Source organism: Corallococcus sp. AB011P (assembly GCF_003611605.1).
Classification (GTDB): Bacteria; Myxococcota; Myxococcia; order Myxococcales; family Myxococcaceae; genus Corallococcus; species Corallococcus coralloides.
The window spans coordinates 342,631-369,032 of sequence record NZ_RAVX01000006.1 but is presented as its reverse complement, the minus strand read 5'-3'; the positions used below and the strand labels follow the sequence as shown (position 1 = coordinate 369,032).

24 protein-coding genes are annotated in these 26,402 nt (G+C 69.6%); 19 read left to right on the top strand and 5 right to left on the bottom strand.

Annotated elements, in window-relative coordinates; all coding sequences use genetic code 11:
* Positions 1-320: 320 nt before the first annotated feature.
* From thiS to D7X30_RS19630, 9 genes are all read left to right on the top strand, one after another.
* A complete protein-coding gene (gene thiS / locus D7X30_RS19670) occupies positions 321-524 on the top strand; it encodes a sulfur carrier protein ThiS (protein ID WP_120530083.1) in 204 nt (67 codons plus the stop codon).
* Between the two features lie 26 nt (positions 525-550).
* On the top strand, positions 551-1,336 hold the full coding sequence (locus D7X30_RS19665) for a thiazole synthase (RefSeq protein ID WP_014395830.1): 786 nt from the start codon (positions 551-553) through the stop codon (positions 1,334-1,336).
* Positions 1,337-1,338: 2 nt separating this feature from the next.
* On the top strand, positions 1,339-1,953 hold the full coding sequence (locus tag D7X30_RS19660; protein ID WP_120564462.1) for a thiamine phosphate synthase: 615 nt from the start codon (positions 1,339-1,341) through the stop codon (positions 1,951-1,953).
* A 22-nt stretch (positions 1,954-1,975) separates the two neighbouring features.
* Positions 1,976-3,019 (top strand): hypothetical protein, encoded by a 1,044-nt coding sequence (locus D7X30_RS19655; RefSeq protein ID WP_120564461.1) that lies wholly within the window; start codon positions 1,976-1,978, stop codon positions 3,017-3,019.
* 6 nt (positions 3,020-3,025) lie between these two features.
* Entirely contained in the window at positions 3,026-3,910 is an 885-nt protein-coding gene (locus tag D7X30_RS19650; protein WP_120564460.1) for a DUF4129 domain-containing protein, read from the top strand.
* Positions 3,907-5,076 (top strand): DUF4350 domain-containing protein, encoded by a 1,170-nt coding sequence (locus D7X30_RS19645; RefSeq protein ID WP_120564459.1) that lies wholly within the window; start codon positions 3,907-3,909, stop codon positions 5,074-5,076. Before D7X30_RS19650 ends, D7X30_RS19645 begins: the two co-directional genes overlap by 4 nt.
* Before the next feature lie 453 nt (positions 5,077-5,529).
* On the top strand, positions 5,530-5,829 hold the full coding sequence (locus D7X30_RS19640) for a hypothetical protein (protein WP_120564458.1): 300 nt from the start codon (positions 5,530-5,532) through the stop codon (positions 5,827-5,829).
* 108 nt (positions 5,830-5,937) lie between these two features.
* Positions 5,938-8,946: a hypothetical protein gene (locus D7X30_RS19635; RefSeq protein ID WP_120564457.1), complete on the top strand. Its 3,009-nt coding sequence runs from the start codon at positions 5,938-5,940 to the stop codon at positions 8,944-8,946.
* Positions 8,943-11,774 carry a hypothetical protein gene (locus D7X30_RS19630; protein WP_120564456.1) on the top strand — a complete coding sequence of 944 codons (2,832 nt, stop codon included), beginning with the start codon at positions 8,943-8,945 and terminating at the stop codon, positions 11,772-11,774. The genes D7X30_RS19635 and D7X30_RS19630 overlap by 4 nt, the downstream gene beginning before the upstream one ends.
* A gap of 106 nt (positions 11,775-11,880) precedes the next feature.
* On the opposite strand, the gene exoP is transcribed toward D7X30_RS19630, so the two are convergent.
* From exoP to D7X30_RS19605, 5 genes are all read right to left on the bottom strand, one after another.
* Complete coding sequence (gene exoP, locus D7X30_RS19625; protein ID WP_120564455.1) at positions 11,881-13,083, bottom strand: spore coat polysaccharide biosynthesis glycosyltransferase ExoP; 1,203 nt, start codon at positions 13,081-13,083, stop codon at positions 11,881-11,883.
* Between the two features lie 87 nt (positions 13,084-13,170).
* Complete coding sequence (locus D7X30_RS19620) at positions 13,171-14,232, bottom strand: glycosyltransferase family 4 protein (RefSeq protein WP_120564454.1); 1,062 nt, start codon at positions 14,230-14,232, stop codon at positions 13,171-13,173.
* Positions 14,233-14,265: 33 nt separating this feature from the next.
* Positions 14,266-14,796 (bottom strand): serine O-acetyltransferase, encoded by a 531-nt coding sequence (locus D7X30_RS19615; RefSeq protein WP_120564453.1) that lies wholly within the window; start codon positions 14,794-14,796, stop codon positions 14,266-14,268.
* 103 nt (positions 14,797-14,899) lie between these two features.
* Entirely contained in the window at positions 14,900-16,417 is a 1,518-nt protein-coding gene (locus tag D7X30_RS19610) for a lipopolysaccharide biosynthesis protein (RefSeq protein WP_120564452.1), read from the bottom strand.
* Entirely contained in the window at positions 16,414-17,652 is a 1,239-nt protein-coding gene (locus D7X30_RS19605; RefSeq protein ID WP_233591673.1) for a polysaccharide deacetylase family protein, read from the bottom strand. Before D7X30_RS19605 ends, D7X30_RS19610 begins: the two co-directional genes overlap by 4 nt.
* Before the next feature lie 410 nt (positions 17,653-18,062).
* On the opposite strand from D7X30_RS19605, the gene ccmA reads away from it, so the two are divergent.
* The 10 genes from ccmA to D7X30_RS19560 all read left to right on the top strand — a co-directional run bounded on the left by ccmA (position 18,063) and on the right by D7X30_RS19560 (position 26,367).
* Positions 18,063-18,728, top strand: coding sequence for a heme ABC exporter ATP-binding protein CcmA (gene ccmA / locus D7X30_RS19600; RefSeq protein ID WP_120564450.1), 666 nt, complete (start codon positions 18,063-18,065; stop codon positions 18,726-18,728).
* Positions 18,725-19,429: a heme exporter protein CcmB gene (locus tag D7X30_RS19595; protein ID WP_120564449.1), complete on the top strand. Its 705-nt coding sequence runs from the start codon at positions 18,725-18,727 to the stop codon at positions 19,427-19,429. The genes ccmA and D7X30_RS19595 overlap by 4 nt, the downstream gene beginning before the upstream one ends.
* A gap of 3 nt (positions 19,430-19,432) precedes the next feature.
* Entirely contained in the window at positions 19,433-20,146 is a 714-nt protein-coding gene (gene ccsA, locus D7X30_RS19590) for a cytochrome c biogenesis protein CcsA (RefSeq protein ID WP_120564448.1), read from the top strand.
* A gap of 2 nt (positions 20,147-20,148) precedes the next feature.
* Positions 20,149-20,319, top strand: a complete 171-nt coding sequence (locus D7X30_RS42340) for a hypothetical protein (RefSeq protein WP_199724437.1) — start codon at positions 20,149-20,151, stop codon at positions 20,317-20,319.
* Positions 20,320-20,323: 4 nt separating this feature from the next.
* Positions 20,324-20,818, top strand: a complete 495-nt coding sequence (locus tag D7X30_RS19585; RefSeq protein WP_120548240.1) for a cytochrome c maturation protein CcmE — start codon at positions 20,324-20,326, stop codon at positions 20,816-20,818.
* Complete coding sequence (locus tag D7X30_RS19580) at positions 20,815-22,839, top strand: heme lyase CcmF/NrfE family subunit (protein ID WP_120564447.1); 2,025 nt, start codon at positions 20,815-20,817, stop codon at positions 22,837-22,839. Before D7X30_RS19585 ends, D7X30_RS19580 begins: the two co-directional genes overlap by 4 nt.
* Positions 22,836-23,396: a redoxin domain-containing protein gene (locus tag D7X30_RS19575; RefSeq protein ID WP_120564446.1), complete on the top strand. Its 561-nt coding sequence runs from the start codon at positions 22,836-22,838 to the stop codon at positions 23,394-23,396. Before D7X30_RS19580 ends, D7X30_RS19575 begins: the two co-directional genes overlap by 4 nt.
* 155 nt (positions 23,397-23,551) lie before the next feature.
* On the top strand, positions 23,552-24,787 hold the full coding sequence (locus tag D7X30_RS19570) for a zinc ribbon domain-containing protein (RefSeq protein ID WP_147443247.1): 1,236 nt from the start codon (positions 23,552-23,554) through the stop codon (positions 24,785-24,787).
* A 113-nt stretch (positions 24,788-24,900) separates the two neighbouring features.
* Positions 24,901-25,404: a cytochrome c-type biogenesis protein gene (locus D7X30_RS19565; protein ID WP_120564444.1), complete on the top strand. Its 504-nt coding sequence runs from the start codon at positions 24,901-24,903 to the stop codon at positions 25,402-25,404.
* 3 nt (positions 25,405-25,407) lie between these two features.
* A complete protein-coding gene (locus D7X30_RS19560; protein ID WP_120564443.1) occupies positions 25,408-26,367 on the top strand; it encodes a tetratricopeptide repeat protein in 960 nt (319 codons plus the stop codon).
* Positions 26,368-26,402 lie beyond the last annotated feature (35 nt).

Genomic DNA, 26,402 nt, shown 5'->3' with positions numbered 1-26,402 from the left:
GACCGCCCCCTGTGAGTGTGTTCTTGAGTGCCGGTGATTTGTTCCCCGGCGTTGGGCAGAAACTGGTCGCTCCCCCCGTACCTGCACAGCGCTTGGCAACGCGTAGCGGCATGAGCAGGGGCGGCCCGCGCACGAGGGAGGCCCTGGCCGCCCGCCTGCTGGGGAAGCGGAACAAAACGCAAACGAGCGCGAAAAATCCGTTCCCGTGCGCTGAAGCAGGTCTGTTGCGTGGGGGAGGCTGTGCGTTGACAGGGCAGAACCGCCCTTGTACTGGCACCGGCGGGTCCCGTCTGAAGGGGGCCGGAAGGAGCCGTGAGGCCGTGAACGTGTGGGTCAACGGAGAAGCGCGGACGCTGCCGGAGGGCAGCACCCTTTCGTCCCTGCTGGCGCTGTTGGAGCTGGGCAGCGGCCCGGGGGTGGCGGTGGAGGTGAACGCGGAGGTGGTGCGCCGCGCCCGTCACCCCGAGCACCGGCTCCAGGACGGGGACCGGGTGGAGATCGTCACCTTCGTGGGTGGCGGGTGAGCGCAGGCCCTGGAGAGGAGACGGTCATGAGCGGCATCGCGGACAAGCCTTTCACGCTGGCGGGGGTGACGTTCACCTCGCGGCTCATCGTCGGCACGGGGAAGTACCCCAGCCACGAGGTGATGAAGCAGTGCCACGAAGCGTCGGGCGCGGAGCTCGTCACGGTGGCGGTGCGGCGGTTGGACCTGAAGGCGACGGGCGAGGCGTCGCTGATGAACTGGATCGACCGCAACAAGATGCGCCTCCTGCCCAACACGGCGCTCTGCTACACGGCCGAGGACGCGGTGCGCACGTGCCGGCTGGCGGAAGAGCTGGGCATGAGCAAGTGGGTGAAGCTGGAAGTGCTTGGCGACGAGAAGACGCTCTACCCGGACGTCGAGGAGACGGTGAAGGCCGCGCGCATCCTGGTGAAGGAAGGCTTCACGGTGCTCCCGTACACCAGCGACGACCCCATCACCGCGCGCAAGCTGGAGGACGCGGGCTGCGCGGCGGTGATGCCGCTGGCGGCGCCCATCGGCAGCGGGCTGGGCATCCGCAACCCGCACAACCTGCGGCTCATCCGCGAGGTGGTGAAGGTGCCGGTCATCGTGGACGCGGGCGTGGGCACGGCGTCCGACGCGGCCATCGCGATGGAGCTGGGCGTGGACGCGCTGCTCATGAACACCGCCATCGCGGGCGCGAAGGATCCGGTGCGCATGGCCGTGGCCATGAAGAAGGCGGTGGAGGCCGGCCGCGACGCGTACCTGGCGGGCCGCATCCCGCGCAAGGCGTACGGCTCCGCGTCCAGCCCCATCGAAGGGCTCGTGGAGTAGCGGTGCCCGCCCTGCCCCGCCTCGTGGTCATCACGGACTGGCGGCTGCCCCGGGCGCGGTTGTTGACCGCGCTGGAGCGGGCGCTGGAGGCGGGGCCGGACGTCGCCGTGCAGCACCGTCACCCGGAGTCTTCCGGGCGGCTGTTCCTGGAGGAGGCTCGGCTCCTGGCGGAGGTGTGCCGGGGCCGGACGCTGTTCGTGAACGGCCGGCTGGATGTCGCGCTGCTCGTGGGCGCGCACCTGCATCTGCCCGCGTCCGGCCCTTCGCCCCGCGACGTGCGCCCGTTCCTGCCCGCGGACCGGTGGGTGAGCGTGGCGGTGCATGACGCGCGTGAGGCGGAAGGCGCGGTGGGCGCGGACCTGGCGCTGGTGAGCCCCGTGTTCGCTCCGGGGTCCAAGCCGGGGGATACGCGCGACACGCTGGGGCCTCATGGATTCAGGGGGCTCGCGGAGCGGCTGCCCTGCCCTGCCCTGGCGCTGGGGGGGATGACGCCGGAGCGGGCTCGGGAGGTGCCGGGGGCCTGGGGTGTCGCGGTCATCTCCGCCGTGCTGGAGGCGGAGGATCCGCGCGCGGCGGCCGGCGCGCTGCTGGACGCATGCCGGCCCCCGCGCGACTGAGGCGGCGCTATGCTGCGCGGCCGTGACGCCCTCCCCGACCTCCGTTGAGCTGCGCCCCCTCGCCATCGGAGAAATCATCGACCGTGCGGCGACGTTCTGGCGCGCGCACCTGAAGCCCCTGTTCGTGCTGGTCCTGGGGTTCGACCTGCTCAACTACATCGCGGTCAAGGCGTTCACCGTCGCGATGACGCGCACGGTGGGCGTGCTGCCCGGGCTGGGCAAGGCTCCCTCGGGCGCGGAGCCCACGCAGGCCTTGACCCAGTCCGGCATCATGCTGGGGCTGATGCTCGTGCTGTACGTGTTCCTCGTGTGGAACTTCTGGGTGGCCACCACGGCGGCGGCCCGGTACGTGATTCCCGCGCGGCTGGGTGAACCGGTGCGGCCCTCGGAAGGTCTGCGGCGGGCCGTGTCGCGCCTGGGCACCCTGACCGCGACCTATCTGCTGTCCATCGTGTGGGCCGCGGGGGTGACGCTCCTCTTGTGCCTGCCCGGCTCGCTCGTCATGGGGCTGGGCGTGGTCGCGGCCGTCACCGGCAAGGGCACTGGCGGAGGAACGGCGCTGAGCATCGCGTTGATCATCATTGGCGCCATCGTGCTGGGCCTGGGCGCGCTGGCGGCGGTGCTCTGGTACTTCCTGCGATTCATGCTCCTGCCGCCGGTGCTGGCCATGGAGGACGTGGGTGCGTGGGCGGCCTTCAAGCGCTCCGGCGCCCTGCTGAAGGGCCGCGTCGAGCCGGGCTTCATGGGCCGGGGCACGGTGCGGGCCATGGTGCTGTCCACCGTGGTGGGCGGAATCCTCATCGCGGTGAGCCTGGTGTCGGGGCTGCCCGCGTGGATCGTCCGGCTCGCCTATGGTGGCAACCTGTTTGATCCGGCGGCCCAGGCGGCCATTCCGCAGGCGCTGCTCGTCCCCGCGGAGCTGTTGCAGGTGGTGGGGCAGTCCTTCTTCACGCCGCTGAGCTTCGTGGTGTCCGCGTTCTTCTACGTGGACATGCGCGTGCGCCGCGAGGGCCTGGACCTGGAGCGGCGGATCGCGACCGCGGAGCCGGCGACGCCGTCCCCCTGACAACCCGTGCCCGCCCTGCCCCTGCTCCTCCTGCTGACCGCCCTGCCCCCGTGCGCTGACCGGGAGGCCGTGTCGCGCCGGCTCGAGGACACGGCGCGCTCGCGGCCGGATGCGTTCAACGCGGAGGTGAACCGGCTGGTGGAGGCGCTGGACGGCGTGCCCCTGCCGCCCGGAACCTCCGGACAGACGGCGCCCGAGCGCGCCACGCAGCTCACCGTGTACCTGGAGGCCGTGTGCGCCCTGGACGCGGAGCCGGCCGTGTCGCCCGGCGTAACGAGCGAACCGGAGCGGCTGCGCGCCATCCTCGACCGGCCGGAGTTCGCGAGAGCCCGGCAGCGCAACAGCGACCTGCTGACGCGCCTCCTGCGCGAGCTCCAGAACTGGCTGGAGGGCCTCTTCGAATCCCGGGGCGCGCAGGGCTTCGCGGTGGCCACGCGCGCGGTGATGCTGGGCGTGGCGCTGGCGGTGGTGTTGTTCGGCGTGCTGCGCGTGCGCTGGAGACGCGGCAAGAAGACCGTCACCGCGCCAGGAGCGGAGGGCGAAGCCGCGCCCCTGGAGCTGGACACGCCCGGAGAACACCTGGGCCGGGCGCGCACCGCGCTGGAGACGGAGGACGCGCGCGAGGCCATTCGCGAGGGTTTGCTGGGCCTGCTGTCCACGCTGGAGCAGCGCAAGCTGGCGCGGCCGGACCGCGTGAAGACGAACCGCGAGCTCGCCGCGGAGCTGCCCACGCGAGGCGCCCCCGCGCGCGTGACCGGTGAAGTGGAGCGGCTGGTCGGCTGGTACGACCGGGCCTTCTATTCGCTGGAGCCGGTGTCGCGCGAAGAGGCCACTCGCTTCGTGGAGTCCGTGGAGCAGCTGCACGGCTCGCTCGCGGAGGTCCGGCCGTGAGGAACACGCGCGTCGCGGTCGTCCTGGGCTTGATGATCGCCGTGGCGCTGGCGGTGGGCCTTGCCTCGCACGAGGCCCCGCCGGATTCCCCCGTGCCGTCCATCACGAACCCGGGCCCACTGGGACTCAAGGCCCTCTTCGTCTACTTGCAGGAACGCGGACGGGACGTCAGCGCGCAGACGTCGTCCCTGGACTCGATTCCCGCCGGCACGCGCACGCTGGTCATCGCCGCGCCGCAAGCCCAGCCCGTGACGAAGGAAGAAGTCGCCGCGCTGGAGCGCTTCGTCCGGGACGGCGGCACGCTGGTGTACCTGTCTCCGCATGCGCTGGGCGAACACCAGCCGGGCATGGAGGACTGGCTGCACATCGTCTCCGGCCCGCTGCCCGGCACGAACCACCAGGGCCTTGCCTCCGAGTGGGTGGATCCCGCTGGCGTCACCGTGGACGTGTGGCTGCCCGCGGGCGTGCTGCGCGACCTGTCGCTCCTGCGCGTGGCCCGGGACCGGAGCCTGCGGGTGGAACACGAGGACGCGGTGCCGTTGGCGGGCCTGGGCGGCGCGGGCGTGCTGTGGCGCTGGGGCCTGGGCCAGGGCGAGGTCTACGTCGCCGCGGGCCCGGACCTCGCGGAGAACCGGCGCCTGGAGCTGCTCGACAACCTGCGCCTCTGGGATGTGCTCGCCGCGCGCGGCCCCCTGCGCTTCGACGAGTTCCACCACGCCGTCATCACCCGCCCGCCCCTGTCCCAGGGCCTCTGGGTCTTCATCGCGCAGAGCCTCGCCGTGGGGCTCGTCTACGTCGTCTCCCGAGGCACGCGCTTCGGCGCACCCCGGCCCGTGCGCGTGGAGCGGCACCGCTCGTCGCGCGAGTACGTGCGCTCCCTGGGCTGGCTCATGCGCCGCGCGAAGGTGGAGGCGGAGCTGCTGCCGGAGCTCGACACCGGCCTGCGACGCCTGATGCACGAGCGCCTGGGCATCGCCCCGTCCCTGCCAGACGTGGAGGCCGCGCGCCTCTTGGAAGAGACCTGCGGCGTGCCCGCGCGCGACTACCTGGACGCGAAAGAAGACCTCCTGCGCACGCGGGAGCGCACTCCCATCCGCCCCGCCGATTACACCCGCCTCGCCCGCCGCTACGCCCTGCTGGAGCGCCACGTGACGGGCCGCGCCTGAGGGCGAGCATGCTTTCACTGACGATGCATTGACGGCTTTGCGAAATCAGACATGCGTTCAGGAGTCGCCACGCCGAGGCGGCATTGCCTCAACCATTCCTGCGCTGCAAGCAAACGTTGCCGCCCCCTCAAGGACAACGCGCTGGTAGCCCATGCCAGCGGTTGGGTCCCTGTTCAGAAATAGAGCCGGTCTCAGAATTGCCTCAAGAGGATGAGGATGCAGGCGAGGTGGAGCGCAGCTCATGCCCATCCAGGGGCTTCGTCTTACGCCCTCGGCGATGCGGGGCAATCAGCTTCATTCCACGCTCGCGCCATAGTCGCTCGGGAACCAGGTCAAAGCCTCCGCGCTCCTTGAGGCCCAGGGCCAAGGCACACAGGACAGCGCGTTCAGCGACCCTGCCTGGGCCATTGGATGGACCGGAAGCGCGAGCCCCATAGGCCAAAGAGGGATTGGGTGACCCACTTCTACGGTGCGCTGGTGTCGTGGCTCTTTCTCCATGAGCCTCCGAAGCCACCAGCGGAGACGAGGGACGGGAGCAAGGCCCCATACAAGCGGGAGGAAAGCCAGCTCTCCCTCTATCTGTGGAATCTCTCCAGCCTGGGTTGGAATCTCGCGGTCGCCCTGGCGGTGGTGCTGTGGCTCGACCCCGCTCACAGCCTGCGCTGGGTCATGGGCGTGCTCGTGCTCTGCTTCGTCGGGTCGGACTTCCGCGTCTGGTCGGTCCGGTTTGGCAAGACCGGGGAAACGACCTGAGGCAGACAGGCCGACTTCCGCTCCGGCTCCAGTCCATTCACACCTCAAACACGGCTCCTCACTTCACAGGAAGCGCGCTGTGCGCAAGCCTTTGAAGGGGGAGCAGCAATGGCACCGACACTTCCACGAAAACCACCCGCCACGAACCCGGAGCTCATCGCGCGTTCGGGGGCGGAGTTCGGCCCCCGTCCGGAAGCCACCGCGCTCGGATGGGATGACCTGCTGCCGGTGACCCGGTTCGCCACCGAAGAACTCATCAACTGGCTGCACACCGCCGTCGGGAAGCATGAGGGCAAGGAAGAGTCCTCTCGTTCGAACGACGAGTCTTCCTGCGATGAGAAGCGGGTCAAGGATCAGCTCGCCACGAGCGTCCTCGTTGCCGGCGACCGGGGCTACGGGAAGACCACCATCCTGCTGACGCTCGACCAGGCCCTGCGCGATCCGCGGGCGTTCCTCGGCTTCGGCTCACGCAGAGATGAGCCGATGCCGCAACCGCTGCGCGTCATCTGCCAAAAGCTCGAAGAGCTCCAGGAGAGCCTCGTCTGGCTGCCGCCCCTCGACGTTGAGCCGCTGCCCAATGGGGGAGCGGCCAATCTGCTGGCCACGCTGCTGGTATGCGCGCGTGAGGCCATTGACCGGGACCACCACCGGAAGGACCGATGGGCCGCACCCTCGCTGCTTGAGGAGGGCCTCCATGACCCGTACGGCAAGATCGACAAGCTCATCCAGGACGCGACCTTCATGTGGGCGGATCGCCGCGCCCAGGATGCGCTCCAGGGCGCGTCCCAGGATGTCAAGTCCGCCGAAATCTACACCACCTTCCGAGACGACTTCTTCTCTGCCATGGAGAGCGTCTCCAAGTTGATGGCCGCGCGGAGGTTCGGGCACACAACGAAGAAGAAGCTCCTGCTGGTGCTGCCCATCGACAACGTGGATCGCAGCACGCAGCACCTCGCCTCCATCATCAAGTTGATACGGATGGTGGCCAACCAACGGCTGTGGTTCGTCCTCGCCGCGGGACGGCAGGAGTTCCAGCTCTTCCTGGAGCGAACCTTCCTTAAGGAACTCACCGACTTCTCCCATCTCCCGATGGACCTGCGAGGCGAGGAGGATGCGCTCTCTATCGCACGGCGCCAGGCCGCCGCCGCCATGCACCGGGTGCTGCCGTCCGCGCATCAAATCAAGATCGAGCCGGTCCCCCCCGAAGAGGTGTGGCGCTTCACGGTCGCTCCCCGCCTCCTGACGACCCAGGCAGAGCACGAACCGCTCTGGACCTTCCTCGAGGCGCTCCCGCTTCCGGGAAAGGCCGGGCAGGAGGATGGGTTGAGGAGCCTCGCGGATCTCTTCGACATCGAAAAGCAGCTCCAGGGGCGCGACAACGAGGGCGCCGAGCTCCTGAAGACCTACCGCAAATTCCTGGCGGAGGAGCACGGCGAGGCCCCTGCGCCAGACGCAACCCAGGACACAGGGGCGGAGGCGGAAGAGACGGACGAACGAAAGGTGGCGATGAAGGCAGCTGGCGCCGCGGAGAGTGCCCAGAACGCGGAGGGCGCGTCCGTTCTGCCGGTGGATGTGGGCGGCACGTTCCTCTTCGACATCCAGCGGCAACTGAGCGACGCAAGGGGGCCCGTGAGTGAGGAGCTGGTGGAGGTCGTCGTGCGCCTGCAGTCTCAAATGGGAGCGCCCACGCCGCGTGCGCACCGCAAGAACCCCGTCTTCACCCATGCGGGCCGGCTCGCCCTCAATCTTTCGGCGCGCGGAGCACTGGACCTCTGGCAGGCCGCCCGACTTCGCGTCCAGCAGAAAGAGCAGCACGCCCACAAGCACAATGAGCAGCACTGCCTCTTCTGCTCGGAGCTGTCCATCAAGCTGGCGGCGACCATGCTCCGCTCCGCCATTGACGAGAGCGAGCTGCCAGCCTGGGCCACCGAGCAGTTGCACAACCGAATCCTTCGCTCCGATGACGAGGACCGCATCATCCTCGACCTCACCGGCAATCCCGTGCGCCGGAAGAAGGTCACCACGCTGTCCGACATGCTGGAGTGGTTCCCGGATTGGAACGATTTGGAGAAGCCTTCACCAGGAGGGACCGCCCAGGCGTCGGAGTCCGAAGCGCAATTGCTGCGCAGCGAGCTGCACCTGCGGTACCTGAAGGACGACATCCTCGAGCTGCACGACGCGGCCAGCCCCGGGCGCAATGTACCCCTGCCAGCGCAGGTCGCCGGCTGGTACATGGTGCTGCACGACCTGCTCGTGCTCTGCAACGATCGGCGAGTGCTCAACGGCGACGAAACGTCGCTGGGCACCACTCCCGCGATGGCAGTGACCTTGCACACGGCGAAGCTCCCGAGCCTTGGCGTGACCCGGCTTGGCTTCTGGTGGATTCCACCCAGGTGGGACACCTTTATCGACTTCTCCATCTTCGCCACACAGTGGAAGGCGTTCCTGTACCGCACCCGCTTTCTCTTCACTCCCGAGGAAGAAGACGTCTCCGACCGCCAGCGCTTTGCGGCCTTCCGCTTCGTGTTCGTGCTGGCCGCGTGGCTCGACAACATCCGGTCGGTGGCGGGAACCGGGCGAGGCGGGTGGAACTGGGAGGTGCGCAACAAGAAGGGCGAACAGCCTCTCGGCAGGGTGATGCCCCTCAGAGACGAGGCCCCAAAGGACAGGCCGTATGATTTCAGGGAGGAGGAGGTCACGAGCTATCTGGACTACGTCAAGGACGGACTCGACAAGCTCTACCGAGACTCCCGGGGCGCGGCCTCCTACGGCAGGCGTCGGATGGCGCTGACCTGGCTTGACCAGGACGTTCCCTTGATGCTGCACCCCGAGTTCCTCCCGCCGTTCTGCCTGGAGCACCTGCGCCTGCGAGAGAAGCTCGCCAGTACCGAGCTCTGGAAGAACCACTGGCGGAACAGCTGGCCCTTCATCGACAGCCTCCGCTCCATGTTGATTCGCGAGACGCTGCGCGATTCCCAGGATGTCCAGGCACTCGAGGCGGAGTTCAGTGGCGACACACAGGGACGCCTCGCCCTGCGCAGGTGGTGGTTGAAGGCGTGCACGGACTGGGAAGTGATGACGCGCGCGCACGCCGGCCTCGTCAGGGGAAAGCCATGAGGGCCGCCGGTTCCACGCCCGGCATCCCCCTGATGCCCCGGCGCGTCGTCGAGGCCTACGTGCGGGCGGAGGTCGCCAGCTTCCCCCTCGTCAGCATGACGGCCTTCGAGAGCGCGATGGTGCATCTCAACCCCAACCTGGACAAGGGCGAGCGCCAGCCCAACCGGACCCTGAAGTTGTGGCGGGAGTGCGAGCACACGCTGTCGGAACACGCGAGCGGCTGGTCCCTGGACCGGCTCGTGCTCGCGCGTGACTTCTTCTGGTTTGGCGACGAACCCGGACGCCGGCGGGTGTCCACGCAGCGGCACGTCTCCATGCGGCTGTACCTGACCAACCTGGCCCGTGGCTTCCTCAAGTCCCGCCCCGGCATCACCTGGCTCGAATGGCGCAGCGACGCCAACGCCTTCGATGCGTCCAGCCACTACCGCTGGCTCACCTTCGCGCTCCCGGAGGATCTGCTGCTGGCCGCCATTCCGGAGGAGCCGCCTCCTATCGAGGTGCGCCTGGAATCCCCTCCGTTGATGCAGTCCCTGGAGGACGCCGGGGTGGCGGAGATCCACCAGCACATCGGCGCGAGCATGGACTTCCCCCTCCTCTGGGCCTCGCTGCTGGCGAAGCTGGCGGACCCCATGCTCCAGGAGACAGCGGCGGAGAGCCCCGCCCTGCCAGTCAAGGACGGCAAGCTGCTGCTGCGCTGGTTGTTGGCCGCGGCCATCGCCCGCTGCGTGCTCGCCGAGTACATGCTCAGCCGTCACACCGGCTGCCGCTTCAAGACACTCCAAAAATTCCTGGATGCGCGGACCGGGTCTCGGGGCTGGCCCGGCAACCTGCTCTACATCCTGGCACGGACGCTCCAGGCCCTCGCTCGTGGCGATTCGGAGCAGCTCCCCAGGTTCCATGCCTTGCATGGCCTGTACATGGCACTCCACCCCGTGGGCAGCACCCTGCCCGATCAGCGGCCTCAGACGCTGCGGGAGGTGTGGCAGCTCTGCGATCCCATCGCCGTGCGACTGAATCTGGATGATCCCAACGGCGGGGAGCGGTGGCTGATGCGCCACGGCCTGAACTACCTTGATGCGCGTGAGAAGGAGCCTCGGGAGGACAGGGAGGACCTCCTCTTCCCACGGATCTTCTGGCAGGCACTGAGGGTGCGCTGCATCTACTACCGCACCGTGGTGCAGCGGCCCATGACGGCGGGACTGCAGTGGTTCGTTCGCTTCAACGACAGGCTGGGTTGGGCACGCGATCCGCTGCGGGACGTGCGCTCCGAGATGTCCTTCCAGGTGGCGGGCCGGGGTCGTCCCCTTCGCGCCCTGGAGGCACGCATCACGCCTCGGGACACGCCCTTCGAGCTGGCCAGGGACCTGCTGTCGCTCACCCATTCCTGGCGGCAGGTGATTGGACACTCCAGGGACCCCAGCCCCGGTCAGCATGAGCCCGAGTTCGGTGTCATCATCCACTTCGTCAAGGAGCGCGACCCGGACAACCGCTGGGCAAGCGGAGCGCCGCCCGCGGGCCACCGGCAGACGTTCGCCGAGCCCCACCCCCGCGAAGGAATCCGCATGGGGGGCCGCTACGCGGACTACTTCGACAAGCAGGTGGTGAAGGCCCGCGCGCTGGTGAAACTGCTGCGCGACGTGCCGTTGGTGCTATGGCTGCTGCGCGGCCTGGATGTGGCCTCCGTGGAACTCGGCGTGCCCACCTGGGTGCTGGTGCCCATCTACCACCACATCCACTGGGAGGCGAACGTGGCGGCGACAACGCCCGCGGCCATGCACCACGCCCAGCATCCGCCGCCCCTGCGGCTCACGGCCCACGTGGGCGAGGACTTCCGCCATCTCATGGAGGGCCTGCGCCGCATCTTCGAGTGTCTGCAGTACCTGATGGTCGCCTCCGGCAGTCGCCTGGGGCACGCCACGGCGCTGGGCATCGAGCCGCGGCTGTGGGCGGAGTCCACAGGGTCGGTGATGATGACAGCCGAGGAGCGACTGTGGGACCTCGTTTTCGAGTGGCGACTGTACAGCAGCTACCGCATTCCCCCTGACCTCCGAGCGGAGGCGCCCCCGGGACGACCCGAGCAGGTGGAGAACGCCATCCGCGAGCTGGCTGCCAACGTCTTTGGATGTCGCCACGACTATGAGCCCCCGGTGCTCGCCGAGACGCACCACGTGCTGCACCGGCTCATGTGCCATCCAGAGGCGCATGTGGCGGAAGGCACCCTGGACGGCTTCAACCACGCCGTGGACCGGCTCAACGACGAGGAGGTGCGCAACCTCCCGCTGGTGCGCCGGCTGTTGCGCGCCTACCGCGAGGATGAGCAGGTCTTCCAGCGCGGGCAGCAGCCGGTGGACATCACCCTGGACGACTCGGAACTGGCGGCCCTCTATGCGGTGCAGAACGCGCTGCGGCGCGCCGTGAGCATGCGGCAGGTGGTCGTGGAGGTGAACCCCTCCAGCAACCTGTTGATCGGGGACATGATGGATTTGCGCAACCACCCGATTCTGCGCCTCCACCCACCCGAGCCCCAGGGGAGCGTGCCACCGGTGCCCATCGCCGTGAGCTCCGACGACCCCATCGTCTTCAGCACGTGGCTGATGCACGAGTACGCGTTGATCTTCGAGGCAGCGCTGACGGCGGGCTACCCGGAGCGCTGCGTGACGGAGTGGCTGGACAAGATCCGGCGCACGGGCCTCGATGGTCGCTTCACCGTGGCCTGGCTGCCCCGGGCAAGCACGCTCGCGGAGGCGCTGGAGTGCAAGCTGAATGAGTACCTGCACAACTGGATACCCTCGGCCCGCCGCGTTCGCGGTGATTGCCAGTCCGCGTGACAAGGAAGCCAACGCCTTGCCCTGACGCGAATGACGAAGGCGCGGTGCCCGGGGCGCTCACACGCTCCGGACCCGCGCCTCCTTGTCGCCCGGTACCGGACCGGACCTACAGCTTCTTGCCCGCCGCGAGCATCGCCTCACCCACGTGCTGACGGATCTCCGCCACGCGCGCCTCCCAGCTCTCGTGGAAGATCTTCTCCGCGCGCTCCCGGTTCGGGCCCGGGTTGTCCGCCAGCGCCGCGTTGACCTGCTTCACGTAGTCCTCGGGCGTGGTCGCGATGCGGCACAGGCCCACCTTGCGGACCTCCGGCAGATCCGACGACACCACCGGCAGGCCGGACGCCAGGTACTCGCGCACCTTCAGCGGGTTGGAGTTCAGCGTCAGCTCGTTGATGACGAACGGGTTGAGCGCCACGTCGAACGCCTTGTTGTAGCCCGGCAGGTCCGCGTACGGCTTGCGCCCCAGCATGTGGATGTTGGGCACCGCGCGCAGGCGGCTGTCATCGCAGTCCGGCGTCGTCTTGCCCACGATGACCACCGAGCCCTCCGGGTGCGCCTTCGCGCACGCGATGATGGCGTCCTGATCAATCCAGTCCGCCACCAGCCCGAAGAAGCCGATGATGGGCTTGGGCAGCTTCGCGATGTCCTCCGGAATCTTCGTGGCCGGGTCGCACGCCTTCACGAAGTGCGCGTGGTCCGTGCCGTGGCGCACCAGCACCGTGCGAGGGTTCACGCGCTTCTTGTTCTCATACAGGCGCTCCGCGGACGTGATGCACATGTCCGCGCGGCGCAAGAGGCGCTCCTCCAGCTCCGCGATGTGCTTGCCGTTCGTGTCGCTGAACGCGGAGAACTCGTCCACGCAGTGGTACACGACGAAGTCCTCGCCCAGCGTGCCGGACACCGGCGCGGACGCGGGCAGGAAGCTCCAGGAGATGGGGCGCTCGAACTTCAACTGCTTCATCGCGCGCAACACCTGGAGCCGCAGCAGGTGGCGGTTCGCCTGGCGCACCGTCTCCGAGCCGTAGAACGGAATCGCCAGCGGCGCCAGCACGTGGAGGTTGGGCTCCACTTCCTTGATGCCCTGGGTGAACGTCTTCAGCTTCTTGATGATCCGCTGCGCGTCGTGCGCGTTCGCCTTGGGCGCGCGGTTGCCGATGCTGTTCACCCACAGCACTCGGTTGTCCCGCGAGAGGATCCGCATGATGTGGACCTTCGACAGCGGATCCCCGTCCCAGTCGTTGGAGAACACCACCAGGTCCCGCCCACGAAGGGCCCGCTTCGACAGGTCCATCTCTTCACTGCGCCGCATCGTCTTCTCCTGAAGTCAAAAGTTCCGTGCTGAAAGCCCTGAAGCGCGCCCTCTCACTCGAAGGCGCCCCAACCCGTCCCCACTCCGTCACGCCGCGTTCACGGTTCCTGCACCTGCCATGCCGGACGGCAGCAACTCCGCGTACATGTCCAGCATCACCGGCCCCGCATCCGGAGCCGTCACCTTCGCCGGGCCCGCCGCCAGCGCGTCGCGCACCGCCTGCGCCAGCGCCCGCTCATCCCCGGCCTTGAACAACCGCGTGCCCTCCGGCCGAGCGCACACGTCGCTGGCCACGCACGGCACGCCCAGCGCCAGCGCCTCGCGCACGGAGATGGAGTCCCCGTCGTGCGTCGTGGGCCGGATGAAGACATCGCTCTGGGACAGGAGCCCCAGCGCCTTCGCGTGCTCCAGCTCGCCCAGGTCCTCCAGCAGCCCCGCCACGCCCAGCTCGCGCGCGTCGCGGATGAACTCCTCGGAGCGCGTGCCCGGGCCGAACAGCGCCAGGCCCACGCCCGGGTGCTCTTCCGCCACGAGCTTCAGCGCGCGGAACATCTGCTTGCGCCCGTACACGGGCGAAGGGTGGTGCGCCATCGCGAGCAGCGGACGTCGCCGGGCCCGCGCGGCCTCCACCTCCGGCGTCACCGGACCGGGCCGCACCTGCGAACCGCAGAAGGCCGGATGCACCACGACCTTCTCCTCCGGCACACCGCACGCGACCACCGCGTCGCGCACCGCCGGGGACACCGCCACCACCCGCGCGTAGCCCGCCAGCGCCGAGCGCGCGAACACGCGCCGGGCCTGGGACTCCGCCAGGTAGTCCGGAATCAGCCCCGAGTGCAGAGTGATGACACGCGGCGAGCGCGGCCCGGGCATGGTGCCCACCAGCGCCGCCAGCACCCACGCCTTCGGGTTGTTGCCGCTGGTGTGCAGGTGGACCGTCCAGCCCGCGGAGGTGAATCCCGCGAGCCGAAGGCCGAAGGCGGCGGCGCCGTGAACGGGGAGGACGTCCGGAGCCGGCCGGCCACCCTTCCCGATATCGAGCACCTTCGCCTCGACCCCGCGGTCGCGCAGAAATTGATGGAGTTGACGGACGTGGATGGCCACGCCCCCGTACGGCGGCGGGTAGTCCCCGACGAGCAGCACGCGCATGAAGGAAGCCCCTTCTTCAACGAAGCGAAGTGCCTAGCGCGCGGAAACCTGCGCGGAGGGGCGTGGGACCTGGGTGAGCTTCGGCGGCGTCCGCGTGGGCAACAGGCCCATCTCACGCTGGTACGTGGTGAGCGGATCCGCGTCCTGGCGGATGACCTTCGCGGGCACGCCCGCGACCACCGCGCCCGAAGGCACGTCCTTCACCACCACCGCGTTGGCGCCAATCACCGCGAAGTCGCCCACGTGGATGTTGCCCAGCACCTTGGCGCCCGCGCCGATGCGCACGTAGTCGCCAATCACCGGCGCGCCCTCCAGCCCGGAGCGTCCGCCAATCGTGACCTGTTGAGAGATGAGGACGTGACGGCCCACCTTCGCCGCCTTGTGGATGACCACGCCGATGCCGCCGTAGCCCAGCTGCGTCCCCTCGCCCAGCTCCGCGTCCTCGGGGATGTAGGAGCTGTGCAGGTAGTAGATGGCCTTGCGCAGAACGGCGGGCAGCAACGGCACCCCCCGCTTCTTCAGCCCATGCGCCATCCGGTACAACGTCATCGCGTCGAATCCCATCACGCCTCTCCTCGCCCTCACCCGAACTCCGTGACGCCTGGAAGGTAGGTACCCACGCGTAGGGAGGGAAGTGCCCCCCACGCGTGCACTACCCGACGGTGAATCAGCCCGCCCGGCGGGGACGGAGGGACTGCAATGCGCTCCACGGGCGAACGCCTTGCGCATACAGGCCCCCCACGTACCCCACCACGAAGAGCAGCCCCGCCACCACCAGCGGCAGCACCCGCCACAGGAAGCCCGTGGGCAGGTTCACCCACGTGTCATGCACGCCGGAGCGCAGCAGGAAGATGCTCCCGCCCGCCGCGAACGCCGCCAGCGACGCCTGCGCCAGCTCCCGCCACGGGATGACGTCCTTGAGCCCCAGCTTCCGCTCGGGCGTGGACAGCGCGCGGGGCACGCGGATGAGCAGCATGCCCTTGCCCACCATCTCCGCCAGCGCCCAGGACGCGATGCCGCCCATCATCCCGAAGTGCTTCACGCCCACCCAGAGCAGCGGCACCGTCACCACCGCCTTCACCAGGTACGACGTGAAGATGGCCCGCGTCTGTCCCCGGGCCCGGAGCGTCCCGTCCATGGGCAGGATCGACAGCACCACGCCCAGCACGCTCACCCGGAAGATGGGGACCGCGGGCAGGAACTTCTGGCCGAACATGGCCCCCACGAACTCCGGCGCCGCCGCGAAGAGGAACGCCGCGAACGGCAGGAACACGTACGCCAGCTTGCCGGCCGCCTCCCGGAAGGCCTCCACGCCCTCCTCCAGCCGGCCCTCGCGCTCCAGCTCGCCCAGGCGCACCATCAGCACCTCGCTGGTGGGCGTGTAGAGCAGGTCCACCACCGGCAGCTGGAAGCAGCCCACCCGGTAGAGCGCGTACACCGCCGGGGCCACCACGCCCGCCACCGCGTACATGTGCGCGTTCTGCTGGGGGATGGCCAGGCACATCGCCGCGCCGAAGGGCGCCGCGTACACCAGCTGCTCCTTGAACAGCTTCCAGTCCACCAGCGGCCCGGTGGACCCGCGCAGGGACACCAACCACGCGGCCACGTAGCGCAGGCCCGCGAAGCAGGCCACGGCGATCATCATCCCGTGCAGGGAGAAGCCCAACAGCGGCGGCAGCACCATCACGCCGGAACGCACCGCGTCCGACGCCAGGTACACCACCGCGGACGCCTTCGTCTTCCCCTGGCTGGTGAGCGAAATCTCCAGCGGGAAGCTGCCCAGGAAGAACGCCGTGTAGAGCGCCAGCGCCGCGCGGTGCTCCATCAGCGCCGGGTTGTTGAAGTAGGCCGCCACGTGGCCCAGGAAGGCCCACACCAGCCCCGCCGCCACGACGCCCGCGCCCGTCACGAAGAGCAGCGCGTGCCCCAGGTAGGGCCGCTTCGCCTCCGCGCGGGGCAGGAAGTAGTAGAGGCTCTGCGCCACGCCGAACGGCAGCACGTACGACAGCGTCGTGGCGATGAGGAACAGCTGGTAGTAGGTGCCGTACTCGTCCAGGTGAAGCACCCGGGCGAGCACGAGCGGAATGGACAGCGTCAGCCCGGCGGTGAACAACCGGGCCAACACCAACGGGCCGGCCCGCCCCAGGAACGACGGGGTCGGGGCCGGCTTGGGTGACGCACTCACTGGAGCTCCTCCGGCTGCGCCGCCTCCGGGGCAAGGGCCACGTTCGGCGCATCCACGACCTGCGCACCCGTCACCGCCACCGCAACCCGCGAGTCCGTCGCGTTCACCGGCGTTGTCACGTCCACGACTTCCACCGGCGTCGCCTTCGCGAGCGTCGCGTCCAGCTCCTGGACGAGCACGTTGGTGTTGTTCATCGGGGCCAGGATGTGCGGCCGGTGACCCAGCACCGGGTGGCTCATGCCCAGCACGCCGAAGCAGTCATCGAACTGGCACACCGTGAGCGCCGACGAGTAGTCCCCCATCATCCCCAGGCTGAAGTTCTCCCACATCACCTTGCGCTTGAGGGCGAACGGGTCGCCGCCCACGCGGTTGGGCAGGTCCTCCGTGGTGACGCCGGAGCGGAACCCGTTCTGGTTGAGCACGCGGATCATCTCATCCGAGTACCAGCCGTTGCAGTACGCGAAGTCCTTCACCTGGACGCCGACCTCGCGCTCGATGGTCTGCTTGGACTCCAGGATCTCCTTCTCCACCACCTCCGTGGGCTCCAGCGTCAGCACCGTGTGGCCCAGCGTGTGCGCGCCGAACTCGAAGCCGTCGCGCGCCATCTGGCGCACCTCGTCCCAGTTCATGACGTCGCCCTGCTCCGGCACCAGGTCCGCGCCGCCGCCCAGCTGCTGCTCCAGCGAGTCGATGATGTCGGTGAGCACGCGCGTCGGGTGCTCGCCGATGAAGTCGTCCAGCGCCGCGGACGTCGTCTTCTGCCCGGTGAGGATGGGCCCCAGCAGCGCCACCGACGGGCTGGGCATGGTGTCGTAGTCCGGACGGAAGCGGCGCTCCTGCACGCGGCGCAGCAGGTGGAACAGCCGGTCGTGGTTGAAGCGCTTGTCCGTGTTGATGAACGCGGTGGGCAGGTAGGTGATGGCTGGCACGCCCATCTGCTTCAGCACCGGGTACGCGTACCGGTACACGTCGCGGTAGCCGTCGTCGAACGTCACCACGAACAGGTCCTTCTTCGCGGTGCGGCGGCCCGCCATCACGTCCACCGCGTCGCCAATGCTCGCCAGCTCGAAGCCCGCCGCGTGCGCCTGCTCCAGGTGACGGCGGAACGTCTCCTGGGAGATGAGCAGCCCCGGGATGGAGCGCTGCAGCTCCCCGGTGAAGTCGCTCACCACGCGGTGGTAGCTCACGATGAGGATGCGCCGGCCCCCAGACTGCGAACGGCGGTACGCCGCCATCGCCTTGCGCGCCCCGCTGTAGTGGAGGAACCCCGCCGCCGCCGCCTTCGCCGCCCGCCGCAACACCCTGCCTGCCATCACGCCTCCCTCGCGGCTTTCGCCGTCTGCCCGCTCCCCCCAATGGACCGGGCCCCGCGCCGCCTGTTTGCATGCTGGATGCCAGGGCAGGAAGATGGTGGAAATCCCCCGTAACCCCAGGAAACCCCGTGCCCCCGAGGGCAGGAACGCCCCTCTGGAGGTCGTACCTGGGTGTACCAGGGCAGTCGCGCGCCCACCCGTGGCGAAAACCTTTCAGTCCCCCGGCGAAAGCGGCGGAAGAAGCAGGCGTAAAAACTTCTTGTCCTCCGGCGGGCGACCCCAGGGGTTTCACTGGTGAACAACGGGGTTTAAGGCTACGAAACGGCCCGCCGATGCCCCCTCTCCCCTCTGGATCAGCGCCCGCGCTCGCCCTCCATGACGTGAGCAAGCGCTATGGACGACGGTGGGCGCTGGCGCGGCTCACCTACGCGCTGCCCGCCGGCCGTTCGCTGCTGCTCACCGGTCACAATGGCTCCGGGAAGACGACGCTCCTGCGCCTCGTCGCCACCGCGCTCGGTCCCACCGCGGGCCGCGTGGAGGTGCTGGGCCGGGACGCCGTGAAGGACCGTGAAGCCGTGCGCCACGACGTGGCGCTCCTGTCCCACGCCAGCTTCCTCTATGAGGACCTCACCGCGCAGCAGAACCTGATGGTGCTGGGGCGCCTCTTGGGCGTGGACGCGCCGCGGGACGTCGCGGACGCGCTGCTCAACCGGGTGGGCCTCACCCGCCGCACGGACAGCCCGGTGCGAGGCTTCAGCGCGGGCATGCGCAAGCGCCTGGCCATCGCGCGGCTCCTGATGAAGGCCCCCGCCCTGGCGCTCCTGGACGAGCCCTTCGGTGAGCTGGACCCGGCGGGCATCCAGGACATGGAGGGCGTCATCGCGGAATTGAAGGCGGGCGGAACCACGGTGGTGCTGGCCACGCACCTCATCGAACAGGGCCTGAGCCTGTGCGAGGAACGGCTGCACCTGCAGGACGGCCGGGCGGTGGCGGCATGAGCCCCCCGAACACGAAGCGCCGCCCGGGCCTGCTGACGACGACGCTCGTCCTCATGCGCAAGGACCTGCTCATCGAATGGCGCACCCGCGCGCGGCTCAACGCGCTGGTGTTCTTCGCCATGGCCACGCTGCTGCTCTTCTCCTTCGCGCTGGGCCCGGACACGAAGCTCCTGGAGCGCAACGCGGGCGGCTACCTGTGGCTGGCCATCCTCTTCGCCAGCGTGCTGTCCCTGGGCGAGTCCTTCCGCGTGGAGACGGAGAACGCCTGCCTGGACGGCGTGCGGCTGGCCCCGGCGGACGCTCGCGCCATCTTCCTGTCCAAGGCGCTGGGCAACGCCCTGCTGCTCCTGGCGCTGGCGGTGGTGCTGGTGCCGGTGATGGTGGCCCTGTATGGCGTGCGCATCGTCACCGGGTTCGGTGACCTGGCGGGCATCCTGGTCCTGGGCAGCCTGGCGCTCAGCGCCCCAGGGACCGTGTACGCGGCCATCTCCAGCAATGCCCGGGCCCGGGATGTGCTGCTTCCTCTGCTATTGTTCCCGCTCGTCATCCCAGCCCTCCTCTCCGCCGCCAAGGGCACCACGCTCGTACTCCAGGGTGACCCGATGCAGCAGCTGGGCTCATGGCAGGGGCTTCTGCTGGGGTTCAATCTGATTTACTGGGGCGTGGGCTTCGTGCTGTTTCCCCGGGTCATCGAGGACTGAAGGATGAACAAGTTCGTCAAGTTTGGCCTGCCGGCGGTGACGCTGGCGCTGCTGGGCGCGGGCTGGTGGCTGGGCCTCGCGTGGGCGCCGCCGGACCGGGAGATGGGCGAAGTACAGCGCATCATGTACGTCCACGTGCCGCTCCAGTGGATGGCCATGATGGCCATGTTCATCAACTTCGTGGCCGCGGTGACGTACCTGCTGCGTCAGTCGTGGAAGACGGACGCGATGGCGGAGGCCTCCGCGGAGGTCGGCCTGCTCTTCGGCACGCTGGGCATGATTACGGGCTCCATCTGGGGCCGCCCCACCTGGGGCGTGTACTGGTCCTGGGACCCGCGCCTGACGTCGGAGGCCATCCTGCTGGTGTCCTACACGGGCTACCTGGTGCTGCGGCGCTTCGTGGAGGACCCGGAGAAGCGCGCGGTGTGGAGCGCGGTGGTGGCCATCATCGGGGCCATCAACCTGCCCATCGTGTGGTTCTCCGTGCGCTGGTGGCGCAGCCTCCACCAGGTGCAGTCCAGCCCCAAGACGGTGGACCCGCAGATGGTGCTGCCCCTGCGCGTGTCGGCGTTCGGCATGCTGGCGCTGCTCATCGTCTTCATGGTGCACCGCTACCGCTCCGCGCTCGCGGAGCGGCAGGCGGAGGTGGCGCTGCCGGACGCGCTGCCCTCGGATGACCCCGCGCAGCGCGCGACCCATTCCTCGAAGGTGGCCTGAACATGACCTCGCTGACGTCGCTGATGCTGCTGGCCCAGGTGGGCAGTGGCCGCCTCCAGGGTGGCTGGGGCTATGTGTGGGCCTGCTACGGCATCACCGTGGCCGCCTTCGTGCTCTACTCGGTGTCCCTCTGGGCGCGCCGTCCCCGCGCCGCTGCCGATTCGAAGGAGTGAGCCCATGACGCCCGTCAACCGCAACCGCCTCATCGCGCTGGGAGCCCTGCTCTTCGCCGGCGCCGGCCTTGGCTTCATCGCCTTTGGCAACATCGGGGACAACCTCGTCTACTACTGGAGCCCGTCGGAGCTGCTCTCCAACGGGGACAAGGCCTACACGGCCACCATCCGCCTGGGCGGCGTGGTGCAGCCGGGCAGCATCCAGTGGAATGAAGGCCACACCACGCTGGACTTCCGCGTGGCGGACGGCCCGGACGCGGACGCGAAGAGCGTGCACGTGCGCTCGCTGGAGACGCCCCCGCAGATGTTCCGCGAGAAGATCGGCGTCGTGGTGGAGGGCACCTACGACAAGTCCGGCGTCTTCACGTCCAACCGGCTGATGGTGAACCACTCCAACGAGTACCGCGCGCCCAAGGAAGGCGAGGAGCCGCGCAAGTGGCAGGACACGCTGGCTGAAGGCGCCACCACCGCGACCGCGACGCCGCCGGGGGCGCCGTGAACGGAATGCTGGGCTATGGGCTGGTCCTCGCGGGCCTGGCCTTCGCCGCCTTCGGCGCCATCCTGGGACTGGTGGGCGGCATGCGCCGCAACGACGCCAGCTACCCCTGGGTGCTGCGCGCGGTGTGGGGCTTCGCCGCGTGCATGATCGGCAGCAACCTGGTGATGGTGGAAGCGCTCATCAACCACGACTTCAGCGTGAAGTACGTGGCCCAGGTGGGCAGCCGCGCGACGCCGCTCATCTACACCATCGTGTCGCTGTGGAGCGCGCTGGAAGGCTCCATCCTCTTCTGGGGCCTCATCATGGGCGTGTACCTGGCGGCGTTCGCCTGGGTGCACCGCAAGGAGCACGCGCGCTACATGCAGCTGGCGCTGGGCACCATGCTGGCCGTGGGCGTCTTCTTCGCCTTCCTCATCGCGGGCCCCGCCAACCCCTGGGGCGCCGTGTCGCCGGTGCCGGCGGACGGTCCGGGCCCCAACCCGCTGCTGCAGAACCACTTCCTGATGATCATCCACCCGCCCATGCTCTACGCGGGCTACGTGGGCATGACGGTGCCGTTCGGCGTCGCCGTGGCGGGCCTCTTGCGCGGGGAGATTGGTGAAGCGTGGATGGCGCCCCTGCGGCGCTGGACGCTCATCGCGTGGATGTTCCTCACGCTGGGCATCGTGCTGGGCTCGTGGTGGGCGTACGCCGTGCTGGGCTGGGGCGGCTACTGGGCGTGGGATCCGGTGGAGAACGCGTCGTTCCTGCCGTGGCTGACCGCGACGGCGTTCATGCACTCCACCATGGTGCAGGAGCGCAAGCGGATGCTGAAGCTGTGGACGCTGAGCCTCGCGCTGGCGTCGTTCGTGCTCACCATCCTGGGCACGTTCATGACCCGCTCCGGCATCTTCAACTCGGTGCACTCGTTCACCCAGTCGGACATCGGGCCCACGTTCCTCGTCTTCATCGCCGTCCTGCTGGTGGTGTGCATTGGCCTCTTGGCCACGCGCGGCCACCTGCTGGCGCCGGAGGGCCGGCTCTCGTCGCTGATGTCGCGCGAGGCGAGCATCCTGGTGAACAACCTGGTGTTCGTGGCCATCACCTTCACGGTGCTGCTGGGCACGCTCTACCCGCTGGTGTCGGAGGCCGTGCGCGGCATCCGCGTGAGCGTGGGTGAGCCGTACTTCAACAAGATGGCGGTGCCGGGCGGCATCGCGGTGCTCTTCCTCATGGGTGTGGGCCCGGTGCTGCCGTGGGGCACGCCGGACAAGGCCACGCTGCGCCGGCAGTTCCTCATCCCCGCGGCGGTGGGCGTGGCCATCACCATCGCCTGCTACGCGGCGGGGCTGCGCGGTGTGTACCCGCTGCTCACGTTCGGCCTGGCGGGCTTCGTCACCCTCATCACCCTGCGCGAGCTGGTGGTGCCGGTGCGCGTGCGCATGACCGAGCGCAAGGAAGGCTTCGTCACGGCGCTGACCACCGCGACGAGCAAGTCGCGCCGGCGCTTCGGCGGCTACGTGGTGCACCTGGGCATCGTGCTCATCATCGTCGCCGTGGCGGCCTCCAGCGCGTACGTGAAGCACACGTCCGGCACGCTGAAGAAGGACGGCACGATGATGCTGGACGGCTACCAGCTGAAGTACCTGGGCCTGTCCAGTGGCGAGGAGCCGCACCGCACCTACGTCGCCGCGCGCCTGGAGGTGACGGCGCCCAACGGCGACGTGACGGAGGTGCGCCCGCGCATGAACTACTACGAGCGGAGCACGGACCCCGTGGGCACGCCCGCGGTGCGTGAGTCGCCGAAGGAGGACCTGTACATCTCGCTGATGGCCTTCAGCGAGACGACGGGCACGGCGAGCTTCAACGTCTGGGTGTTCCCGCTGGTGGGATGGATCTGGTACAGCCTGCCGCTCCTGATGCTGGGCACGCTCATCGCCGTATGGCCTGCGCGCCGGGCGGCGGTGCTTCGCGCGGACGCGCCGACGGTGGGCGCGTCGCCTCCCCTGCCGGGCACGGACGCCGAGCGGGGTGCGGCGTGAAGCGCTGGCGGCTTCCCCTGGTGTTCGCCGCGGTGGGGGCGGCGCTGCTCTTCGTCCTCTTCCAGGGCTTCGGGCGGGATCCGCACGAGGTGCCCTTCATGCTGAAGGGCGCGGCCGCTCCGGCCTTCACGCTCAAGCCGCTGGACGGCGGCGACGCCGTGACGATGGCGGACCTGAAGGGCCGCCCGGTGGTCATCAACTTCTGGGCGTCGTGGTGCGGGCCCTGCAAGTACGAGCACCCGGTGCTCGAGTGGGGCGCGCGCGAGCTGGGCGCCCAGGCCGTGTTCATGGGCGTCGTCTTCGAGGACACGGAGCCCAACGCGCGCGACTTCCTGCGCCGCATGGGCGCGAGCTTCCCGCAGCTGATGGATGAACGCTCGCGCATGGCAGTGGACTACGGCGTCGCGGGCGTGCCGGAGACGTACTTCATCGACGCGCAGGGCATCATCCGCGGCAAGCACGTGGGCCCCATCGACCCGAAGACGCTGGCCACCCGGGTGCAGGAGCTGACCCAGCCCGCGGCCCGTCCGACGGCGGAAACCTCGCGCCGGGACTGAGTCAACTCCGCCCGCTTGGAAGGCAGGCACCCGTGAGCCCGAGAGGGCGTCCCGGGGCCGCCTCGCGGGGGCCCTGGAATCCGTAGTAAGTCCCTGCTGTCGGCGTCGTTCGCGAGGGCTTCCCCCGGCCCCTGCTCCAGCGAGGTGGGCTCCCCATGCAGTGCCCCGAGTGCGGTGAAAGCGCGGCGGACGTCCGCCTGATGTACTGCGAGAACTGCGGCGCGAAGATGCCCGCGCGTCCCGCGCCCCCGCCCCGTGCCAGCAGCGCCAGGAGCAACCGCCCCAGCCGTCCCATGTCCGAGCCGGCCTACGCGGCGGAGATCCTGGACGAGGAGGAGGAGGCCCGGCGACAGGGCAGCGGCGCTCCGCCCCCGCGCGGCTCCAAGGCACAGCCTCCGCCGGAGGACGCCTACGAGGACGAGGATCCGTACACGGGCCCCCGCTGGCTGAAGGACGTGCCGGGCCACTCACAGAGCGTGTTGGGCGTGGGGCTGGTGGCGTTCTCGCTGGTGCTGTCCATCCTGCCCTTCTTCCCCAGCGTGGGCGTGCTGGGGGCCTTGCTGTCGCTGGTGGGCAGCGTGGCGCTCGTCGCGAGGGAGCTGCGCCGCGACGGCAACGCGCCCGGCTGGGTGGACTCCGTGCCGCTGGTGCTGATGCGGCCGGAAATCCCCGCCGCGTTCACGCTGCTGCTGGTGGCGCTGTCGGTGCGGCTGCTCTCCGGCTTCAACCTGCTCTTCCCCATCTGGGCGGCGGGGACGGCGCTCATCGCCGTGGAGCAGTACCGGCTGGTCATCGCGGAGCCGGACGGCGTGGCGCGCCACTTCGACCTGCGCTCGCTCCTGGGCTTCCCCCGGGTGCTGGCGCTGGCGGGCGTGGCGGTGTGCGTGGTGGCGCTCTTCCTGCCGTGGGGCAAGGTGATGGCGGACGGCTCGCCCGTGCCGGACAACGCGCCGGTGCCGGGCAGCGTGCGTGGCGTGCCGTCCGAGCTGCGCGTGATTCCCACGACGCGGCCCTCGGACGACTCGCTCTACAGCGCGGGGGCCGGCGTCGCGTCGCGCTCGGGTTGGGACCTGCCGGTGTCGGAGCTGCCGCTGCTGGTGCTCCTGTCGGTGCTCGTGCTCGCGGCGCTGCGGCCGGACGTGGAGCGCCCGGCCCTCCTCAAGTGGGCGCCGGTGGGCGCGGTGAGCGTGAGCCTGCTCTGGGCGCTCGTGGGGGTGAAGCTCGCGGTGGGCCCCATCGCGTTCCTCCTGGGCCTGGGGGCGGTGGGCTTCCATGCCGTGCGCCAGGCGCTGGGCCGCGACGAGCCGGCCGAGTTCCTGCCGCCAGAGGACGACCCCTACGACCCGGACCAGGACCTGGAGACCGAGCCCGACTCGGGCTATCGGGGCTAGGCTGCCGGCTTCAGTCGGAAGGGCTGCCCGGGCGGCGGGCGTGCGGCCCAGGATTCCGTGTGCAATACCCGTCAGGGGGCGGTAGTTAGGGACGGCCCCCGCTGGAGCCCCCGATGAATGCCGTCCTCGTCTCGTTGACCCTCGCCCTGAGCCTTGCCACGGGGCAGTTCGCGCCGCAGCAGGCCGCGAGTGATCCGCTCGCGCCGGCCCAGGAGGCGCGGGTGCAGCAGCTGGCGAAGAAGCTGCGCTGCGCGGTGTGCCAGGGCCTGTCGGTCGCGGACAGCCCGTCGTCCATGGCGCGCGCGCAGCTGGACAAGGTGCGCGAGCTGGTCTCCGACGGAAAGACGGACACCGAAATCGTCGACTACTTCGTGGCGCGCTACGGCGAGTGGGTGCTGCTGGAGCCGCGCGCGGAGGGCTTCAACTGGTTCGTGTGGCTGGGGCCCGTCGCGCTGGTGCTGGGCGGCCTCTTCGTCATCCTGAAGCAGCGTCAGCCATTGCCCGAGGGCGCCGCGCCCGCGGAAGCCGCGCCGGTCCCCTCCCCTTCCACGCCCGCGCCGTCCACGGACGATGCGGACCCCTACCTCCAGGCCGTGCGCCGGGAGCTGGAGCGCTAAGCCATGCAGCCCGAGCCCACCAACTGGTTGCCCGGAATCATCGTCCTGTCGGTCGCCTTCGTGCTGGCGGCCGTGTGGCTCCTCTACATGAAGATGAAGACGGGGAGCGCGCTGCCGCAGGACACCACGACGAAGGCGGACGGCACGGCGGACGACCTGGCGCAGCGGGCGCAGTCGCTCATCGAGCAGCTGCGCACGCTGGAGGCGGAGAAGCACCACTTCACCGCGGAGCACTACACGGCGGAGAAGGCGCGGCTGGAGAAGGAAGCGGCCGCGGCGCTGCGCGCGAAGGACGAGCACCAGAAGCGGCAGGCGGCGGGAGTGAAGGCGCCCGCGCGCAACGTGCCGGCGCCCACGGGTTGGGCTTCGCGCAACCCGCAGATGGTGGGCGCGATGTGGGGGGCGGGCGTGGTGGTCTTCTTCGGAGGGCTGGGCTACCTGCTCGTCTCCGAGCAGAAGCCGCGTGAGGAGGGCCAGATGGGCACGGGCGCGACGCCGCCGGGCATGGCCCAGCAGCAGATGCAGCAGATGCCCGAGATGAACGACGAGCTGGAGCAGGCGCGCCAGCGGCTGGCGTCGAACCCGGGCGACGTGGAGGCCGCGTCGATGCTGAGCCACGAGCTCATCCGTCAGCAGCAGTTCGACGAAGCGCTGAAGGTGACGCTGAAGGGCCTGGCGGTGGATCCGTTCAACGTGGAGCTGCGGGTGCACCGGGGCGTGCTGCGCGCGGCGTCGCAGGGCGACCTGCAGGGCGCGGAGCAGGAGCTGACGGAGCTGGTGGACACGTGGCCGGACGCGCAGGAGGCGCTCATCTTCCTGGGCAGCCTGTCGCTGCGCCGCGGCGACAAGGCCGGCGCGCTGGAGCACTTCGAACGCTTCACGGTGGAAGTGCCCAAGAACATGCAGCCCCCGCAGCTGGCCCCCGCCATCGCCCAGCTGCGCGCGGAAGCGGGCCAGCAGTAGCCGTCCGCACGGAAGGGGCCGGAGCGCCCCCCGGG

Coding starts and splice junctions, on each gene's coding strand:
- D7X30_RS19665 (WP_014395830.1), top strand. CDS start 551: ATGAGCGGCATCGCGGACAAGCCTTTCACGCTGGCGGGGGTGACGTTC.
- D7X30_RS19635 (WP_120564457.1), top strand. CDS start 5,938: ATGGCACCGACACTTCCACGAAAACCACCCGCCACGAACCCGGAGCTC.
- D7X30_RS19630 (WP_120564456.1), top strand. CDS start 8,943: ATGAGGGCCGCCGGTTCCACGCCCGGCATCCCCCTGATGCCCCGGCGC.
- exoP (WP_120564455.1), bottom strand. CDS start 13,083: ATGCGGCGCAGTGAAGAGATGGACCTGTCGAAGCGGGCCCTTCGTGGG.
- D7X30_RS19620 (WP_120564454.1), bottom strand. CDS start 14,232: ATGCGCGTGCTGCTCGTCGGGGACTACCCGCCGCCGTACGGGGGCGTG.
- D7X30_RS19615 (WP_120564453.1), bottom strand. CDS start 14,796: ATGGGATTCGACGCGATGACGTTGTACCGGATGGCGCATGGGCTGAAG.
- D7X30_RS19605 (WP_233591673.1), bottom strand. CDS start 17,652: ATGGCGGCGTACCGCCGTTCGCAGTCTGGGGGCCGGCGCATCCTCATC.
- ccmA (WP_120564450.1), top strand. CDS start 18,063: ATGCCCCCTCTCCCCTCTGGATCAGCGCCCGCGCTCGCCCTCCATGAC.
- D7X30_RS19595 (WP_120564449.1), top strand. CDS start 18,725: ATGAGCCCCCCGAACACGAAGCGCCGCCCGGGCCTGCTGACGACGACG.
- ccsA (WP_120564448.1), top strand. CDS start 19,433: ATGAACAAGTTCGTCAAGTTTGGCCTGCCGGCGGTGACGCTGGCGCTG.
- D7X30_RS42340 (WP_199724437.1), top strand. CDS start 20,149: ATGACCTCGCTGACGTCGCTGATGCTGCTGGCCCAGGTGGGCAGTGGC.
- D7X30_RS19585 (WP_120548240.1), top strand. CDS start 20,324: ATGACGCCCGTCAACCGCAACCGCCTCATCGCGCTGGGAGCCCTGCTC.
- D7X30_RS19570 (WP_147443247.1), top strand. CDS start 23,552: ATGCAGTGCCCCGAGTGCGGTGAAAGCGCGGCGGACGTCCGCCTGATG.
- D7X30_RS19565 (WP_120564444.1), top strand. CDS start 24,901: ATGAATGCCGTCCTCGTCTCGTTGACCCTCGCCCTGAGCCTTGCCACG.
- D7X30_RS19560 (WP_120564443.1), top strand. CDS start 25,408: ATGCAGCCCGAGCCCACCAACTGGTTGCCCGGAATCATCGTCCTGTCG.